The sequence below is a fragment of the Streptococcus penaeicida genome, assembly GCF_002887775.1.
GTDB classification, from domain to species: Bacteria; Bacillota; Bacilli; order Lactobacillales; family Streptococcaceae; genus Streptococcus; species Streptococcus penaeicida.
This window is the reverse complement of record NZ_LOCM01000001.1, coordinates 12,904-31,133: the sequence shown is the minus strand read 5'-3', so window position 1 is coordinate 31,133 and position 18,230 is coordinate 12,904. Positions and strand designations below refer to the sequence as shown.

Annotated in this window: 15 protein-coding genes, 1 rRNA gene and 1 pseudogene; all 17 read right to left on the bottom strand. The window is 34.9% G+C overall.

What is annotated here, in order from left to right; genetic code table 11:
* Nucleotides 1-105, bottom strand: a 16S ribosomal RNA gene (locus AT575_RS00140); the annotation flags it as partial.
* A gap of 346 nt (nt 106-451) precedes the next feature.
* Nucleotides 452-1,846: an APC family permease gene (locus AT575_RS00135; RefSeq protein ID WP_102776646.1), complete on the bottom strand. Its 1,395-nt coding sequence runs from the start codon at nt 1,844-1,846 to the stop codon at nt 452-454.
* Between the two features lie 100 nt (nt 1,847-1,946).
* On the bottom strand, nt 1,947-3,923 hold the full coding sequence (gene ftsH, locus AT575_RS00130; RefSeq protein ID WP_102776645.1) for an ATP-dependent zinc metalloprotease FtsH: 1,977 nt from the start codon (nt 3,921-3,923) through the stop codon (nt 1,947-1,949).
* A gap of 21 nt (nt 3,924-3,944) precedes the next feature.
* Nucleotides 3,945-4,487, bottom strand: coding sequence for a hypoxanthine phosphoribosyltransferase (gene hpt / locus AT575_RS00125; protein WP_102776644.1), 543 nt, complete (start codon nt 4,485-4,487; stop codon nt 3,945-3,947).
* A 15-nt stretch (nt 4,488-4,502) separates the two neighbouring features.
* Nucleotides 4,503-5,774, bottom strand: coding sequence for a tRNA lysidine(34) synthetase TilS (tilS, locus tag AT575_RS00120; protein WP_102776643.1), 1,272 nt, complete (start codon nt 5,772-5,774; stop codon nt 4,503-4,505).
* Nucleotides 5,771-7,057 carry a serine hydrolase gene (locus AT575_RS00115; RefSeq protein WP_102776642.1) on the bottom strand — a complete coding sequence of 429 codons (1,287 nt, stop codon included), beginning with the start codon at nt 7,055-7,057 and terminating at the stop codon, nt 5,771-5,773. The genes tilS and AT575_RS00115 overlap by 4 nt, the downstream gene beginning before the upstream one ends.
* 16 nt (nt 7,058-7,073) lie before the next feature.
* Nucleotides 7,074-7,193, bottom strand: a complete 120-nt coding sequence (locus tag AT575_RS10945) for an SP_0009 family protein (RefSeq protein WP_281254328.1) — start codon at nt 7,191-7,193, stop codon at nt 7,074-7,076.
* 1 nt (nt 7,194) lies between these two features.
* Entirely contained in the window at nt 7,195-7,566 is a 372-nt protein-coding gene (locus AT575_RS00110) for an FtsB family cell division protein (protein WP_102776641.1), read from the bottom strand.
* Nucleotides 7,553-7,825, bottom strand: coding sequence for an RNA-binding S4 domain-containing protein (locus AT575_RS00105; RefSeq protein WP_071794228.1), 273 nt, complete (start codon nt 7,823-7,825; stop codon nt 7,553-7,555). Before AT575_RS00105 ends, AT575_RS00110 begins: the two co-directional genes overlap by 14 nt.
* 28 nt (nt 7,826-7,853) lie before the next feature.
* Nucleotides 7,854-9,365 carry an oligosaccharide flippase family protein gene (locus AT575_RS00100; protein ID WP_102776640.1) on the bottom strand — a complete coding sequence of 504 codons (1,512 nt, stop codon included), beginning with the start codon at nt 9,363-9,365 and terminating at the stop codon, nt 7,854-7,856.
* A pseudogene (gene mfd, locus AT575_RS00095) lies at nt 9,328-12,827 on the bottom strand (transcription-repair coupling factor). Before mfd ends, AT575_RS00100 begins: the two are co-directional and overlap by 38 nt.
* A 2-nt stretch (nt 12,828-12,829) precedes the next feature.
* Entirely contained in the window at nt 12,830-13,399 is a 570-nt protein-coding gene (gene pth, locus AT575_RS00090; protein WP_102776639.1) for an aminoacyl-tRNA hydrolase, read from the bottom strand.
* A 73-nt stretch (nt 13,400-13,472) separates the two neighbouring features.
* Nucleotides 13,473-14,591 carry a redox-regulated ATPase YchF gene (gene ychF / locus AT575_RS00085; RefSeq protein ID WP_102776638.1) on the bottom strand — a complete coding sequence of 373 codons (1,119 nt, stop codon included), beginning with the start codon at nt 14,589-14,591 and terminating at the stop codon, nt 13,473-13,475.
* Between the two features lie 80 nt (nt 14,592-14,671).
* Entirely contained in the window at nt 14,672-15,076 is a 405-nt protein-coding gene (locus AT575_RS00080) for a helix-turn-helix domain-containing protein (RefSeq protein ID WP_102776637.1), read from the bottom strand.
* A 106-nt stretch (nt 15,077-15,182) separates the two neighbouring features.
* On the bottom strand, nt 15,183-15,392 hold the full coding sequence (locus AT575_RS00075) for a DUF951 domain-containing protein (RefSeq protein ID WP_071794223.1): 210 nt from the start codon (nt 15,390-15,392) through the stop codon (nt 15,183-15,185).
* A gap of 73 nt (nt 15,393-15,465) precedes the next feature.
* A complete protein-coding gene (dnaN, locus tag AT575_RS00070; protein ID WP_102776636.1) occupies nt 15,466-16,602 on the bottom strand; it encodes a DNA polymerase III subunit beta in 1,137 nt (378 codons plus the stop codon).
* A 154-nt stretch (nt 16,603-16,756) separates the two neighbouring features.
* Nucleotides 16,757-18,112 (bottom strand): chromosomal replication initiator protein DnaA, encoded by a 1,356-nt coding sequence (gene dnaA, locus AT575_RS00065; RefSeq protein ID WP_102776635.1) that lies wholly within the window; start codon nt 18,110-18,112, stop codon nt 16,757-16,759.
* Nucleotides 18,113-18,230 lie beyond the last annotated feature (118 nt).

Genomic DNA, 18,230 nt, shown 5'->3' with positions numbered 1-18,230 from the left:
CGCAACTCCTTGGTCTTGTGCAAGCACTAGACCTCAGCGTTCTACTTGCATGTATTAGGCACGCCGCCAGCGTTCGTCCTGAGCCAGGATCAAACTCTCATTTTAGTTTGAACTTACTCGTTCTTTTTCTGTCGCTGACAGATTTATTGTTTTTTACTTCATTGACGGATAATATGCATCTAAACATATCACCCTCACATTTGGTTTTTCTTGTCTTATTCAGTTCTCAAAGGTCTTGCCATCTCTTACGAGACAACTATTATATTCTATCAGGTCACTATGCCTTTGTCAATACTTTTTTTGACTTTTCTTTGGCATTTTTTATTGATATTCTGCCTTTTTGACAGCTTTATAAGTATACTCACTTTAGAATTGTTTGTCAATAGAATTTAACTTCTTTTTTTATTTTATTTTCAATTGAAAATAAAATGAAACTAATCAATGATTAGTTTCACTTTTTGTTTTCTTCCGAATTTCGATAACCATAAATAAAGTAGATTAATGTACCTAATAGTGTCGATAGACCAAATGCAATCCAAGTGATTTTCATATATTGTGACATGAAAGAAGCACAAATTATGATTGCTAGGATTGGAAGTATTGGAACTAGTGGCGTTTTAAATTCACCATTTTTTGGAGCTCCATTTTTCTTACGTAGTACGATAATTGCAAACGACATTATTATCAAATAAGCAAGTGTACAAATGTTAACAAATTCAGCAAGACTGTTTAAGGGTACCATTCCAGCACATACCATTGAAATGGCTCCAACTACAAGAGTTGCATTACGGGGAACAAAACTATTCTGAGTTACTTTGTGAAGTGATTTTGGAAGTAATCCGTCTCGACTAATCGTATATACAATTCTTGCTAATGCAAAAGTCATTGAGATACAAACCGTTATTAATGTCATAACTGCTACAATTGAGATGTAGTTCGCAGCCCAATCCATACCAACTGATCTTAAAGCAAAAGACACAGCGTCGGGTACGTTTAAATCTTTATAGTAAACAATTCCTGTCAGAATTGTTGTAACCACTATATACAAAATTGTTACAATGACTAGAGATAGGTTAATTCCTCTTGGAATTGTCTTTTGGGGCTCTTGAACTTCATCAACTGTCATTGAAATAGACTCGAAACCTAAAAAAGCGAAGAACATTACTGATGCTCCAGCAAAAATACCTGATTTACCACCATAAAACTGACCAAGGCCATAAGGTGCGAAAGGTGTCCAATTATTTGACTTAATAAAAAAGATACCTACGATAATAAATAATGCTAATGCAGAAAACTTTAGGATTACTAGTAATGAATTAAATCGTAAAGCTGTTTTTGAATTCATTAAAACAATTGCCGTTACAATAAACATGACTAAAACTGGTAAAAGGTCAATATAGGTTCCTTTATTCGGATTAAAAGTTCCATTTAATGCTGTTGGAATATGTATCCCAAAATTAGCTAAGAGTCCTTTTAAGTAACTTCCCCAGCCAACAGCCACACTAGAAATAGCTGTCAGAAATTCCATGATAATGTACCAACCTACTATCCAAGCTGGAAATTCACCTAAAGTAGCATATACATAGCTATATGCTCCTCCATTTGCTGGTATACGAGATGAAAATTCAGCATAAAATAGTGCTAATATTGCTACAGCTGCTGCTGACAAAATAATTGAAATTGTTAAAGCAGGTCCAGCATACTGAGCAGCACCTATACCAGTAATCGTAAAGATACCCGTACCCACCATTGAGCCAAGACCTAAAAAGACTAAATCTTGAACTTTCAAATGCCGTCTCATTTCAGTTTTTTTACTACTGTTATTTTTTGTCCGAAATAAATCCATAATCAACTTTCTACTATAATAAATATTAAATAGTTTAACACAGATACTGATAGCTGTAAATATTCAAAAAATCCAGAGATAACTAATCTCTGGATCCTTTTTATTTTTCGTCTTCTTCAACCAATTTTTCTTTAATTTCTTCATATGATAATGCATGAACTTCTTCATTTTCAGAGTCTGGATTTTCAGGCATTTTACCTGTTTCAAAAATTGATTTAATTTGTGCTGCATCCAATGTTTCATATTTCAATAGAGCTTCAGCGATTAATTTATGTGTTTCTCTATTTTCGTTGATAATATCAGCTGCCTTATTACGAGCCTCATTTAGTAAAGCTCGAACCTCTTCGTCAATCATTTGTGCTGTTTGAGCAGAATATGATTTTTCTGGAGAGATTTGACCTGGCATCATCGCATGATTTCCTTCATATTGAACAGGTCCAAGTTTTTCACTCATGCCATATTCCGTAATCATCGCTCTAGCCATTTGAGTGGCTTGTTCAAAGTCATTTGAAGCACCAGTTGTTTGAGCATTAAAAATAATCTCTTCAGCAACTCGTCCACCCATAAGACCTGCAAGTTGTTCTTTCAAATCATCCTTAGAAAGTAACATCTGGTCTTCTTTAGGAAGGGCAATCATATAACCACCCGCACGACCACGAGGAACAATAGTAACTTTATGAACAACACGCGCATTTGACAAGATTAAACCTACAATTGTGTGACCAGCTTCATGGTAGGCAACCATTTCACGTTCACGTTTCGAGATTGTTCTATCTTTCTTAGATGGACCTGCAATGACTCTATCTTCTGCTTCGTCAATATCACTAGCATCAATCTTGGCTTTGTTTCTACGAGCCGCTACTAAAGCTGCTTCGTTTAATACATTTTCAAGATCTGCCCCAACAAATCCCGGTGTTTGTTGAGCCACTACTTTCAAGTTTACATCATCTGCCAAAGGCTTATTCTTAGCATGAACTTTCAAAATAGCTTCACGACCTTTAACATCAGGACGACCAACAAGAACCTTACGGTCAAAACGACCTGGTCTAAGTAAGGCGGGGTCTAGAACATCACTACGGTTAGTTGCTGCAATAACAATGATACTTTCATTACCTTCAAAACCATCCATCTCAATTAAGAGTTGGTTCAAAGTTTGTTCCCGTTCATCGTTACCGCCACCCATACCAGCGCCACGTCGTCGACCAACTGCATCAATTTCATCAATAAAGATGATAGCACGTTCAGCTTTTTTAGCATCTTCGAAGAGTGAACGGACACGGCTTGCACCTACACCGACAAACATTTCAACAAAGTCAGAACCTGAAATACTAAAGAATGGAACACCAGCTTCACCAGCAACGGCTTTTGCAAGTAATGTTTTACCTGTTCCTGGAGGGCCCTCTAATAAGACACCTGAAGGAATACGTGCACCCAAAGCTTTATATTTTTTAGGATTTTTAAGGAAATCAACAACTTCAACAAGTTCTTGTTTTTCTTCTTCTGCACCAGCAACATCTGTAAAGCGAACTTTGACATCACCTTTACTTTGAGATTTAGCTTTATTTTTACCAAAACTCATGGCACCACGTGCACCGCCACCACCTTGATTCATCATCATCATCATGAAACCAGCGAAGATAATGATAGGTAAGAAGCTCATTAAGAAAGAAACCCAAGCACCACTAGAACTTTCTTGTTTTACAGTAATCGTAGTTCCATTTTTATCTGCAGCAGAGGTTATTTCCTTTAAAGTTGAATCAGTAGGTAATGCTAATGCAGTAAACTCTGACACCTTATTTGATGAACCTGTACCAAAGAATGATAAGTTTTGATCAAGTTCAGATTTCTGTGGTTTCTCATATTTTCCTTTAACTTCAATGATACTTCCACTAGGCTGGTAGGATATTGATTTTACGTCCCCAGCTTTAATTTGTTTGATTAGTTTAGAATAACTAATCTGTTGGCTTTGTGTACTTGTCCCTCTTAAATAATATTGAAATCCTGTAATAACAAGAACAATAACAATAATATAGACAAATGAATTTTTTACAAAACCATTATTTTTATTATTTTTCATAAAGTAACAACTAACCTTTTTCTATTTAGAATAGACTTCTTCCTTTAATACTCCTACATAGGGAAGATTACGATAATTTTCAGCGTAATCTAGACCAAAACCAACAATAAATTCGTTTGGCACATCATAACAAACATAGTCTGCTTCAATATCAACCACACGACCTTCAGGTTTATCAAATAGAGTAGCAATTTTAACAGAGTTTGCTTTACGGTATTTAAACATATCTCTTAAATAGAGTAAAGTACGACCAGTATCGATAATATCCTCTACAAAAATAATGTCCCGACCTTCAATATTTGTATCAACATCTTTTAAAATTTTAACTTCACCACTACTTGTAGTACCACCATGATAACTTGAAACGACCATAAAATCAATTTCCACGTGTGTATCAATGTGTTTCATCAATTCTGACATAAAAGGTACTGAACCTTTCAAAACACCGACCATTAAAGGATTTTTACCTTGATAATCCTTAGTCAGCTGTTCGCCCAGTTCTTTAGTTTTTAAAATGATATCTTCTTCAGAATAAAGAACTTTTTTAATATCTTTCTCAAGCATGCTGTCACCTTTTCTTCATTTTTCAATATAGAGTTTAGCCTTTATTATATCACTATTTAGCGCTTTTCTCAAATAAGTTTGACCTGCCACTAGGACAAAAATCACTTGCTTTTCTTGAACCCCAACAATAGCTTCTTCTCTTTCTTTAATGGAAAATTTCTCATCAATGAAAAGTCTCCTGAGTTTCTTACTAAAAGACCCAAAATCAATCTTATCCCCCGGCTGCCGCTTTCGTAGCGTGATAGGTGCTAGGCTGAAGAGTGGAATGATGCATTCACCAGACCTGTCAGCTTTCTCGTCAGAAAAAGTAAACTTAAAAGGTGGGAAAGAAATACTAGAGTCATATTCTAACAAAAGCTCTTGGAAATTGGACTCCGTCTCAGGGCTGATTTTTTCAATAAAAAATCGACTATCTGTTAAAATCAGCTCATATCCCTGTTTAAGAGGAAAATGACCTTCTTTTTTATGACTGAGAATATGCAGTAATTCCTGAAATTGCTTGCGAGAAAGCTGTAAATTTGGAAAAGCAGTCAGGTAATCTTGCAATAAAAAGTACTGAACAGCATCCGTTTGAGCTGAAAAAACAGACCTCTCCTGAATATCCAAGCTTGTTGTTAAATCAGATAAGGCTTCTAAGAGCAAAGTTGATTCTTGCGAAAGAGACAGTAGAGACTCACTGAATCTAGGATTCTCGCTTTCCAATAGAGGAATATAATGATTGCGGATGCGATTCCTAAAGAAATCCTGACCTGCATTACTAGCATCTTCAAAGTGGAAAATAGCTGGCAAATCTTCTTTCTTTACAGTTAAGAAAGGCCGAATCACTTGCCCTTCAGCAATCGTTTGAACCTCTTTTATTCCAGACAAATATCGTAAAAGACTTCCCCTTACCAAACGCATCATAATGGTTTCAATTTGATCATCCGCATGATGGGCCGTCACTAAAGCCGTATAGCCATCTTCACGCATGACCTTTTTAAAAAAGTCATAACGAAAAGCACGCGCCTTTTCCTCTGAGAAAGCACCCGTAAAGTGACTTATATAGATTGGAATTTTATTTTCCTGAGCCCAAGACTTTAAATATGACTCCTCCAAATCAGATTCTTGACGCTGTTTGTGATTAATATGAGCAATAGCAATCTCAATTTCTAGCTGCTCCTTATATAAATGCAAAAAGTGCAGTAAATTCATTGAATCTACTCCACCTGAAACGGCTATCAGAACCTTGTCATGGTTTTTAAAAAAGTTTTTTTGAACACAATTATCATAAATTTTTGAATAGGTCATTTTAATATCGAATACACATCGTCCGCAATTTTAGTAATATCGTCATATGACGCTTTATCGGTAAAAATAGAAATAATAAAAGGTGAATCACCATAAACAATAGCAACATCATGCTTATAATCGTAAGCATCACCGATTTTATGAGCAACAGGCACATCAATATTTTTGGAAATTCTCTTATTATCAAAGTCAGTCTTAGACAGGTAAGAAATGATATCTCCCTTTTGATAATAAATGGACTCCATAACATTAGCTGCTGCTCGAGAAGACATCATGCGTTTCTCCATATTCCATGAAATACCTGACACCGCATTAATTTGTGAATAGAAATTTTGATCATACTTATTAGCAAGGTAATAACCTAAGATATTAGTTGCCACATTATCAGAATGTTGGGCAATAGCCTTTAACAATTCTGCAACAGAATATTCTTTATTGTCAGCAGTTTTAGTAATTTCCCCACTACCAGATGGGGCATAATCACCCTCAAAATGATTAACATCTTTCACATATTTCAATTTCTTATCAGGACTAACTTTGCCATTGCTAATTTGATTTTGAACAAAATATAAAGTAGCCAACTTAGCAATACTAGCAGAATACATCATCTTATCAGCATTGATTCCTGCACTAGCTTGCGTATCGAGTTGTTTCACATAAATAGAATAATTGCCTTTATTATATTTTTGACTTAAAACTTGTTGCACTTTAACCATGCGATTATCAGCAAGTGATAATTCCTTGTCAGAAATCCACCCCTTACCATTAATCCGATAATAAAGACCTTGTTGCGTTTGAACCAATTGATCAGCATGGACCTTGGTAAAAGCTTTTAAATCCGTTTTGAGGGAATCAACACCTTTCATATAAGGTTCTTTATAGACAGTGAAATTCTCTGGTAACCAGAAAGATTTATCCACAGCAACTTCTTCTATAGTCGCATCATCATAAATGATTTGTCGATTAGCCTCAATATAAGTACCATCTGATAATTTGAAGACAGGAATATTTTCTTGATTTAACAGCAAATCCTCAATCGTAAAATCAGCATTAGGTTCCAAAACCTTAGCAAAAATACTTAACTCGGGATTTGAGTAAGTATTGCTTTCATAATAGAGATTTGGATTACGAGGAATAGTCTTGTAATAAATTGAATTGGTAATGACATTTTCCGTCAGAGGATGGATTTTAGCATTTGAAAATGAAGTCTCTTTTTCAGTACTAATAACCGGTAAAGGAGACACAAAAAAGACCATCATCATTAAAACGAATAGCTTTTTCATCATGTCTCCTTTCTTTTTAAATATCTTCTTGAGGGTCCATTTCTTCCTTCAATGCTTGATTCTTAGCTTTTAATTCTTCTAATTTTTCTTCAGAAAAAGCTAGGAAAGTTTCAACTTTTTTGACAATATTATCCATCTTATTTAGGTAACAAACCTGGAATTGGGTAAACAACTTCACCTTCTTGGGTTAAATAGTATTTTGCGCGTGCGTATTTTTTAACATAGTCTGTATTTTTAAGTTGTTTGGCTAATTTTTTTTCAGCCTTGGTACTTTTATCCAGTGCTTTGTATTCTTTCTTTAGTGTTGTTACTTGTTTATTTTGTTCTTGTAAAGACACATAACTTTTTACCAAATTATAGGTTGGTAGAATGAAAAGAAACATCATGACAACCAAAATCCAGCCCATAAAACGATTCCGTTTTTGACTTTCTTCTTCTTCAAAACGCTTTTTTTGATTCTCATTTTTGATGTATTTATTGTTTAACTGAACAATACTAGGCTTCTTCATCGCTTTCAATCCTTGTTTCTTTGATAATCTCATACATTTTTAGAGCATCTTCTTTTTTGGTGCTATCTTTCATTTCCAAGACTTTAACCGTCAGTAATTTATTACCAAAACGAATGTCAATCACATCATTTAATTTCAAATCAGTGGAACTCTTGGCCAAAACACCATTAACTTTAATGCGCCCTTTATCCGCAACTTCTTTAGCTACAGGTCTTCTTTTAATAATACGTGAAACCTTTAAATATTTATCTAATCTCATGATTTACCTCGCAGTCCATTTTATTCTATCATTTTTCTTTGGCAAATGGTAGGTAAGACCATAATTTCTTGTCGAAGACAGCAAGCCTCTTAACTAAGAAGATAAAGGTGATTAAACCAACTAAACTCGCAAGAATCACCTCAGCAAAGTTTTCAAGACGCGTCTCATTTGGCAAAAGTCGCTGCGCTATAAAGATACTTCCAAGCATCAAAAGAAGACTCAACCAATATCTGACATTGCGCAAAACACTAAAATGAATATCTGAACTAAGAGCATAAAGCACTAAGACCAACAATAAAGGAATAATGGTCGAAATAGAAGCTCCCAAAATACCATAAAGACTGGTAAGTATAGGCGTCAACAGAAATTTCAAAAGCAAGCCAATTGATAAAAATAGAAAAGATTTTTTCTGTCTGTTTTCAATAAATAATTTCTGATGGAAAAATTGAATTAAACTAGACAAAAGGATGACTACCATAAAAACTTCTAAACTCAACCAGCCTTTATTATCCTCAAATAAAGTCCTATTCATAGCCGCTAAAATCATAGTAAAGCCCATCAAAATCGTCATGTTAAGATAAAAGATAAAATCAAAGAAAGACTGACTTTCACTCAAGTAATTATGCTTATCTTTTAAGTAATCCTGAGATAGCTTAGGCAAAAAGCTGGTAAAGAAGGCCGTTGAAAAAATCAAAGCAAATTGAATCAAGGGTTGCCCCCGATCAAAAATTCCCTTACTAGCTTCAGCTAATTGATTTGAATAGCCTGCCGCGACTAAAGAATGTTTGACAAAAAGGGCATCCACAAATTGAAAAAGCAAAAGATAAACCGTGTAGAAAATGAAAATCAAACTAGCAATTCCAATTTTAGGGCTCATTGAGAGTTTATTAGGATTTTTCTTTAGGAGAATAGCTAAGCCTTTAGGATTTTGCCAAAAGAAATAAAGAAGTACCAATAAACTAGCTAGTAAATTGCCAGAGGCTGCCACATTAGCTGTATGATAGACTGACCAATCAAAGAGGCGATAAGAAATAGCTGCCACAATAATGATCAACACACGAATGACCTGTTCCATCACCTGACTAATAGCTGTTGGTAACATATTGAGATTTGCTTGTGCAAGTCCTCGGTAAAAAGAAGTCACAGGAACTGTTAATAAAACCAAAGCTGTCAGGATAATACTAGTTGCTAATTGTGAAGAACCAATAAGTAATGCAAGAGGTTTAGCAAACAGAATCAGAAGGGCAGATAAGATTAAAGATAGGAAAAATTGAAAACGAAAGAGACTTTGTAAATCTTCACTTTCATTTTTTTGAAAAATACTTGAGACGACATTTGGCAATGCTGTCAAACTCAAAGCACTAATAATAGCTAATAAAGGATAAACCTGTTGATAAGCATAAAATCCCCTATCCCCAACCAAGTTTTGATAAGGAATCCGATAAATAGCTGCTAATATTTTGGAAATAAGACCACTTAAGCTGATGATTAAACTGGACTTACTAACTTGATTTCCGAGCTTTTCTGTCTTTAATTTCACGCAGCATCTCCCCAAATAACATTAATTCTTCTAAAATTTCATAATCTTTTTTCTGTCTAACATCAAAAATAATATCAATTTTACCACTATTTTCACTAATTTTAGCTTTCAAGCTGGTTTTTGATAAGGCTTCAAAATAATCTTGCGTTAGGTAATGAGTTAAGGACACTTTTTCAAAGCGGACAATGACTTGCTTATCTCGTTTTTCCAGAAGCTCTGCAAAAGCACTATCCATATAGGATTTGAGTAGTCCGATTTCCAGTAAATAAGCCACCTGATCTGGGTATTCTCCAAAACGGTCCATTATCTCATCTTGTAAGGCTAGATAATCTTCTTTACTGTCAATTTCTCGGATACGCTTGTAAATTTCGATTTTTTGACGCTCGTCATTGAGGTAGTCTTGTGGCAGATAGGCATCAATCTGAAGATTAATCTCTGCATTTCCTTTTTGACGTACTTTAACCTTTCCTTGACGGTTAGCAATGGCATCCTCTAGCATTTGAGAATACATTTCAAAACCAACAGAATCGATAAAGCCACTTTGGGAAGCTCCTAAAATATTACCTGCACCACGAATGGCTAAGTCACGCATGGCAATTTTAAAACCAGATCCCAATTCTGTAAAGCCTTTAATAGCTTCCAAACGTTTTTCTGAAATCTCTGACAGAACCTTGTCCGGACGATACATTAAGTAAGCATAGGCAATGCGATTGGAACGACCAACCCTTCCCCGTAATTGATAAAGGTGGACAGACCCATATGGTCTGCATTTTCAACAAATAAGGTATTCACATTGGAAATATCGACACCAGTTTCAATAATTGTTGTCGCCACGAGAACATCATAGTCTCCATTAATAAAATCAATGAGCGTATTTTCCAGTTGAATTTCACTCATTTGCCCATGAACAAAACCAATAGAGGCTTCAGGAACTAATTCCTGTAATTGCGAAACCTTTTTATCAATAGTGTCCACTTTATTATAAACATAGAAGACCTGACCACCACGATCCATCTCACGAATAATCGCTTCTCGTACCAATCCAGGATTTGTTTCCATAACATAGGTTTGGACTGGATATCGGTTAGTTGGAGGTGTCTCTATAACTGACAAATCACGAATCCCTAACATAGACATATGCAAGGTTCTTGGAATTGGCGTTGCAGTTAAGGTCAAAACATCAACTTTGGTTTTTAATTCCTTTAATTTTTCCTTGTGTTTTACCCCAAAGCGCTGTTCTTCATCAATGACAATCAATCCTAAATCAGAAAATTGCACATCTTTTGATAATAAACGGTGGGTACCAATAATAATATCGACCTGCCCCTTAGCTAATTTTTCTAAAGTAGCTGTCTGCTCTTTTTTACTTCGAAAACGACTGAGAACATCAACTTCAACAGGATAATTTTCAAATCGTTCTCGAAAATTTTCATAATGCTGTTGGGCCAAAACAGTGGTTGGCACTAAAATAGCAACTTGCTTATGGTCCTTAACCGCTTTGAAGGCAGCCCTCATAGCAACTTCAGTTTTCCCAAAACCAACATCACCCACTAAAAGACGATCCATAGGGTGTTGACTTTCCATGTCAGACTTAATTTCCTTAATGGAACGTAATTGGTCATCTGTTTCAACAAAGGGAAAATCATCATCAAATGAAGTTTGTAAGTCATCATCAGGTGAAAATTGGAAACCTTTTAACTGACTTCTTTCAGCATATAATTTTAATAAGTCATCAGCAATATCTTCAACTTGTTTGGAAACCTTTTGTTTGGTTTTCTGGAAACGACCATCATTTAATTTATTAATCTTTGGTTCTTTACCATCAGCTGAAACATACTTGGATAAACTTTCAATTTGCTCTACCGGTAAAGAAATAGTATCCGCATTTTGATATTGAATAGTCACATAATCTCTATGAACACCTTGAATTTGAATAGTTTCAATACCAATAAAGCGACCAATCCCATGGACATTATGGACAACATAGTCCCCTTTTGCCAGTTCATTATAATTTTTTAAACGTTCAGCATTAGAAATAGTTGATTTACGCACACGACGTTTGATTTTCTTGTGGTAAATCTCATGTTCTGTAATATAGGCAATTTTTTCATCAGCAAAATAGAAACCATTCGCTAATTGTCCAATAATAATTTGTGCTTTTTGGGCTTGAATAGCATCTGCCTTAACAAGCGGTAAGCTTAAATGATATTCTTCTAAATTTTTAAGCAAACGTTCATAGGCATGTTGAGATTCAACCTGGACTAAAATAGTTGTTTTGGATTTCTGATAACGATTAATCTCATCAATCAACAAAGGAAATTGGTTGAAAAACTCCTGCATAGCATATTGCGTTAATTGATGGAGCTGATCAAATTTAATATTTCCTAAACCTTTATGGAAATTTGAGAAAAAAGTGGCTGGCTTATAATTGCGCACTTCACGATAGCTATCAGCAAAATAGTGTAAAGAAGAGACAGCTTTTCCCTGATGCAAATCCTCAGTTAAGAGATTTGCTACTTCCAAATCAAAACTGGCATTTTTATCCATGATTTTCTGAAAATCGTCGAAAAATACAGGAGTCCCTTTAGGGATATAATCCAAAAGAGTCCAATCCTTAGCATAAAAAAGGGATAAAAACTTACCAATATCCTTATGGCGATAGCCCTCTCTAGAAACAGAGATGACCTCTTGCAAATAGGATTTTGCTTCAGAACTTGCTAAATTCATTGCTGATTCTAAATGAGTTATCGCGCGTGTAAAATCATCTTTCTCCAAAATCATTTCACTAGCAGGACTGATCACAACTTGCTCTAAACTCTCAATCGATTTCTGACTTTCGCTATCAAATCTGCGGATGCCATCAACCTCATCACCAAAAAACTCCAAACGATAAGGATTTTCCTGGCGTACTTCATAGATATCGAGGATATCACCGCGTCGGCTAAATTCCCCAGGATTCATAACCTGACCAACTTTTTGATAACCAACCTGAGCCAGATTTTTAACCAAATCATCTAGATTATAGTCCTGGCCCACAGCAAAGTGATAGTTATACTTTTGGAAAACCGCTGGATTTGGCAAAAGAACCTTGAGACCAATAATACTGGTTAAAAGTATCCCTTTTTGCTCTTTATTATTTAAAAATTGCAGAGCTTCAACCCTAGACAGAGATTTGTCTAAAGACGAAAAAATAAATTCTGCCGCCGCAACATCATCAGCAAAAAATTGATAAATGGTCTCCTCACCAAGCAAAGCAGCTAAGTCAGAGGACAGTTTTTCCAATTCATTTTGATTTGACGTTACAATAATGATTTTATCGTCTTGATAAATATAATTTGCTGCAATAGCCAAGGCTTTACTTGAACCAGACAGGCCCATAACCAATTGACGACCTAAAGTGGCAGTCCCTGACATCCAGCTTTGAAGACTCTTATTACGACTAACTAATTCTAATAAATCCATATTTACCCATTATATTTTTGCATGGTCTTTTCAAAGTTATTTTCCTGCAAATAAAAGTTTACAGCATCAACAACTTTTTCAAGGGTTAAATCAATAGTGATAGCATCATCTTTTTCAAATTTGCCTAAAACATGATTGACAACAGTTACACCAGGACGTGGTCTACCAATACCAATTTTGATGCGGTCAAATTCTTGCGTTCCAATATGAGCAATTATGGATTTAATCCCATTATGACCACCAGCAGAACCTTTCTGACGGAAACGAATTTTTCCCACTTCCATATCTAAATCATCATAAATGACAATCATATCTGAAATATCAATATTGTAGTAGGTTAAAAGGGCTCTTACAGCTAGACCACTGTTATTCATAAAAGTAGTTGGTTTTACAAAATAGACTTTTTCCTGATTGATAAAAGACCAGCCAACTAAAGCCTTAAAGTTCTTATCTTCAGTAAAGGAAATGTTTAAATCCTTAACTAAATGATCAATGGCCATAAAGCCAATATTATGTTTTGTATTGTCATATTTAGAACCAGGATTTCCTAGTCCAACAATCATTTTTACCATGACGACTCACTTTCTGTAAAAGCCAAAAGGGTTGGAATTAGCTTCCAACCTTCTGACCTATTTCTATTTTTGCTTAAACGTTAAATCTAAATTCCATAATGTCGCCATCTTGAACGACATATTCTTTACCTTCTTCGCGAAGACGACCAGCTTCTTTAACAGCTTTTTCACTACCATACTTCATGAGATCATCATAACTCATAGTAACTGCACGAATAAAGCCTCTTTCAAAGTCTGAGTGAATAATCCCTGCAGCTTGGGGAGCCTTGATCCCACGTTTAAAAGTCCAAGCACGTACTTCTTTTTCACCAGCAGTAAAATAAGTTCCTAACCCAAGTAAATGATAAGCGGCGCGTGTTAATTTATCCACACCAGATTCTGTTAAACCGATAGCTTCTAAAAATTCTGCCTTATCTTCTTCATCATCTAATTCTGAAATTTCTTCTTCAGCACGCGCAGAAATAACAACAACTTCCGCATTTTCAGTTTCAGCAAAGTCACGAATTTGTTTAACATAATCAATATCATCAGGATCCGCAACACGGTCTTCATCAACATTGGCAACATAAAGAACAGGTTTAGTTGTTAGTAAGAAAAGACCCTTAACTACTTTTGCTTCTTCTTCAGTAAAATCAATCGTTCGAGCTGATTTACCATCTTCCAAAACAGGTTTGATTTTTTGGAGAACATTAAACTCCGCAACAGACTCTTTGTCTTTCTGTGTACGAGCCATTTTTTCCACACGTGCAAAGCGTTTGTTAATAGAATCTAAGTCAGCTAGAATCAATTCCAAGTTGATGGTATCAATATCCGCCATTGGATCAACAAAGGCATCATCACGTCCTTGTTCACGCATAACATTTTCATCATCAAAAGCACGAACCACGTGAACAATTGCATCTACTTCACGAATATTAGCAAGGAATTTATTACCTAAACCTTCACCTTTTGAAGCCCCTTTAACAATTCCAGCAATATCAGTAAATTCAAAAGTTGTGGGAACAGTCTTTTTTGGAACAATTAATTCAGTCAATTTATTAAGACGTTCGTCTGGAACTTCGACCATCCCAACGTTTGGATCAATAGTCGCAAAAGGATAGTTGGCAGCTTCTGCACCTGCTTTAGTAATTGCGTTAAAAAGTGTAGATTTACCAACATTAGGTAAACCAACGATACCAGCTGTTAAAGCCATAAGTTATAATTCTCCGTTCAAAATTTCAATCAATAACATTATAGCATAAACCAAAGGAAAAAAGCCTGTCTAGTGACAGGCTAAAATAAATTTATCAGTAACTTAATAAACATCATTATAATGGGTGCAAAAAAGATTATCCACCAATACTCAGAAATCAAATCTAAAAGGATTGACAATCCATCCCGTTTCTCGTATTTTCCTGTCTCAGGATTTAGGACAAATTCACGATGTTTAAGCAAGTGCAAATTGTCATCTTCTTCATCATTTCGATCAGAATACCCCTTTGTACCTAAAACCAATTCATCTAAACTAACTTTTAAAACTTCAGCCAATTTGACCAAATTATCTAAATCTGGGGTGGCATCACCATTTTCCCACTTAGAAATAGATTGACGTGAAATAAAAAGTTGTTCTGCTAGAGCTTCTTGAGAAAGATTTCTTGCTTGGCGAAGAATTTTAAGTTGACTTGAAAGTTGAGTCATCATCTCACCTACTTTCTTTTTTCTTAATGATAATATCTTTGACGGCTTAAAACCAGCACTTTTGATCGCAACTTAAGGTTGCAAAGACCTTCAAAAAAGCTATAAATTAAAGATTTTCCGGTTGCCCAATTATTTTTTTCATTTTCCGTTCAAAATCATGACGACTCATCATAACAATATGTTCACAATTTTGACATTGAATTTTGATATCAGCTCCTAAGCGTACAATTTTCCAAGAATTGGCTTTTTTTCCAGTTTCTTTAATCACACAAGCATGAGGTTTTTTCATTTCAACAATCGTTCCCAGTTGATACATGTGGACTCCTTTTTATTTTCATTACATACTATCATATCAAAAAAATAAGCCCATTTAGACTTATTTTTATAGATTAGTTTGTTCTTACAGGTGTAATCAATTGGACGAATCCTTCTTGGTCATCACCAGGTGTCAAAGTAAATGGTCTAACTGGAGAAACAAAGCGAATTCTAACGGTTTCACTCTTAAGAGCTTTTAGAGCTTCAATCAAGTAAGTTGGATTAAAGGAAATTGTTAAATCACTACCAGCTTTTTCCACAGTTTCCAATTCTTCATTAACTTTCCCAACTTCTGGTGAGTTAACATGAGCAGTAATGGCATTTTCAGCAATTTCAAGTTTAACCGTACCATTTTGCGTTGCATTAGAAATCAAATGCGCACGTTCCATAGCATGACGAAGAGATTGTGTATTAAAGACAGCTTCAGTTTCAAATTGATTCATCAATAAACGATCGGTATCAGGATAATTTCCCTCTAAAAGTCGCGTGTAGAAAGAAATGTGTTCACTTCTAAATAGAATTTGACTTGGAGAGAAAAAGATTTCCACAGTTTCAATTTCATCCGTAAAGACTGAAGTAAATTCTCTTAAGGATCTACTTGGAATAACCACATCAAAGTCAGTTGCTGCCTTATCTAAAGTCAAGAGACGTTGGCTCATCCGATGGGAATCTGTAGCTACCGCTTTAAAATCTTTATGATCTTTCAAAGTCAAGTGCACACCAGTTAGAATTGGTCGACTTTCTTGAGTACTTGCAGCAAAAGCTGTTTCTGAAATAATAGATTTAAGAAGTTTTGTTTCTAAAACTAATGGGTTGTCTGTTGATACTTCTTGAAGGCGAGGGTATTGTTCAACATCTTTCCCTTTCAATGTGATTTCTGATTTACCACTTGTTAAAACAACTTGATGTTGTTCAATTTCTTTAAAGTCTAAAGAAACATCTGGAAGACTAGAGATAATATTAATAAAGAAGTTAGCTTCTAATAAGATTGCTCCTGTTGAAGAAATTAATAAACCAGCATTTTCATTTGAAACAGGGATAGTGTTCTCAATTGAGATTTGTCCATTAGATCCAGTTAAGGTAATATCAGAAGGATTAACTTGAATTTTAATAGTTGAAAGAACAGGAATAGCATTTTTACTGCTAATTGCTCTTTTAGTTGCATTTAATGCTTGGATAAAAAGGGAACGATTAATAGAAAATTGAATCATGAAAACTCCTTTATTTTATAAGTATAATATTTAGTAGTAGTAGTAGGTCTTGTGGACAAGGGGGATAATTAACTTAATCCCACGCGCCATATGCTCTCAAGCTTGTTCACAACTTGTGGAAAAACTTGTATTATTTTTTACCTTTTTCCACAGTCTATTTAATTTTATTTTTGATGGTGTCAATTTCGATGCGGAGACTTTCATCTTCAACAATCATATTTTTGATTTTGTTGTAAGCATGAAGAACAGTTGAATGATCTCGTCCACCAAACTCTTTTCCAATCTTAGGTAGTGAATTATCTGTTAACTCACGTGCTAGATACATGGCAACCTGACGTGCCATAACGATATTCTGTGTTCGTTTAGTTGCTTTAATTTCTTTAACAGTCACATCATAAAATTTCCCAACTTGAGTTTGAATTTCTTCAATAGGTATGATGGTCATTTTTGGACTGTCTAATTTTCTTGCGCGAATAGCCTCTGCAGCAATATCAACTGTGATTTTATCAATCTGTTTAAAGTTGGCAACAAGACTAATGTCTTTTAAGGCACCTTCTAGGTCTCTGACATTTGAATCAAATTGACCTGCTAAGTATTCAATAGTATTTTGAGGAAAAGTAAAGTTATAATCTTGAATTTTATTGGTTAAGATAGCAACCCTTGTCTCAAAATCTGGTGGTGTAATGTTGACGGTTAAGCCCCATTTAAATCGTGTTACCAATCTTTGTTCTAAGTCGTTAAGTTGGTCAGGTGTTCGGTCACTGGTTAAAACAATTTGCTTATTTTTATCATGTAGAGCATTGAAGGTATTAAAGAATTCCTCTTGTGTTCCAGAAAGTGTTTTCTTAGCTAGTGATTGGATGTCATCAATTAAAAGGACGTCTAAACTTCTAAATTTTTCCTTTAATTCATCCATGGTATCAAGTCTAATATGAACAACAAACTCATTAATAAAGTTTTCTGCAGTAATATACTTAACACGTGCCTTTGGATTTTCTTTAAGGACTTCATTTCCAATAGCATTTAATAAATGTGTTTTACCAAGTCCTGGTCCTCCCCAAATAAATAATGGATTATAGGTTGATCCTGGAGTATTTGCAACAGCAAGTGAGGCTGCAATAGCCCATCGGTTTTCATCTCCTTGAATGAAATTATCAAAGGAGTATTTTTGATTTAAATCAGTATCTACAAGGGGTAGGGACCGGCTCGGTTGAGTTGAAAATCTCTGACCAATTTGAGGAGGAGATTCAGAAATAACTTGTTCCTCTTCAGATGTAAATTCAACGTCAATTTGAGTATTAAAAATTTCAAAACCAGCAGTCAGAATGACATTTTTCAGATGTTGTTCCCAAAAAAGGATTTTTACTTTATCTAGATAGATAGTAGCAACATTATTCTCTACTTTAATTAATTTAGCATCGAGAACAAAAAATTCATATGTTGTTTGCTTTAATTCGATATTAGCTAGTTCCAAGACCCTATTCCAAAAAATAGTTTCATTTTCAGTCATTTTAGTGTCCTTCTATGGTAAATTCTAGGTCTATTCTAACATAAAAATAGAGAGTTTTCCACAGTCTTTTCATTACAGATTTAGAGTAATCCACAACTTGTGGACAAAATATTCACAT

Excerpts from the sequence above, each read along its gene's own strand:
- AT575_RS00115 (WP_102776642.1), bottom strand. The coding sequence starts at position 7,057 with ATGAAAAAGCTATTCGTTTTAATGATGATGGTCTTTTTTGTGTCTCCT.
- AT575_RS00080 (WP_102776637.1), bottom strand. The coding sequence starts at position 15,076 with ATGACTCAACTTTCAAGTCAACTTAAAATTCTTCGCCAAGCAAGAAAT.
- AT575_RS00110 (WP_102776641.1), bottom strand. The coding sequence starts at position 7,566 with ATGAAGAAGCCTAGTATTGTTCAGTTAAACAATAAATACATCAAAAAT.
- hpt (WP_102776644.1), bottom strand. The coding sequence starts at position 4,487 with ATGCTTGAGAAAGATATTAAAAAAGTTCTTTATTCTGAAGAAGATATC.
- dnaN (WP_102776636.1), bottom strand. The coding sequence starts at position 16,602 with ATGATTCAATTTTCTATTAATCGTTCCCTTTTTATCCAAGCATTAAAT.
- AT575_RS00135 (WP_102776646.1), bottom strand. The coding sequence starts at position 1,846 with ATGGATTTATTTCGGACAAAAAATAACAGTAGTAAAAAAACTGAAATG.
- AT575_RS00075 (WP_071794223.1), bottom strand. The coding sequence starts at position 15,392 with ATGTATCAACTGGGAACGATTGTTGAAATGAAAAAACCTCATGCTTGT.
- AT575_RS10945 (WP_281254328.1), bottom strand. The coding sequence starts at position 7,193 with ATGGATAATATTGTCAAAAAAGTTGAAACTTTCCTAGCTTTTTCTGAA.
- pth (WP_102776639.1), bottom strand. The coding sequence starts at position 13,399 with ATGGTAAAAATGATTGTTGGACTAGGAAATCCTGGTTCTAAATATGAC.
- ychF (WP_102776638.1), bottom strand. The coding sequence starts at position 14,591 with ATGGCTTTAACAGCTGGTATCGTTGGTTTACCTAATGTTGGTAAATCT.
- tilS (WP_102776643.1), bottom strand. The coding sequence starts at position 5,774 with ATGACCTATTCAAAAATTTATGATAATTGTGTTCAAAAAAACTTTTTT.
- AT575_RS00105 (WP_071794228.1), bottom strand. The coding sequence starts at position 7,825 with ATGAGATTAGATAAATATTTAAAGGTTTCACGTATTATTAAAAGAAGA.
- ftsH (WP_102776645.1), bottom strand. The coding sequence starts at position 3,923 with ATGAAAAATAATAAAAATAATGGTTTTGTAAAAAATTCATTTGTCTAT.
- dnaA (WP_102776635.1), bottom strand. The coding sequence starts at position 18,112 with ATGACTGAAAATGAAACTATTTTTTGGAATAGGGTCTTGGAACTAGCT.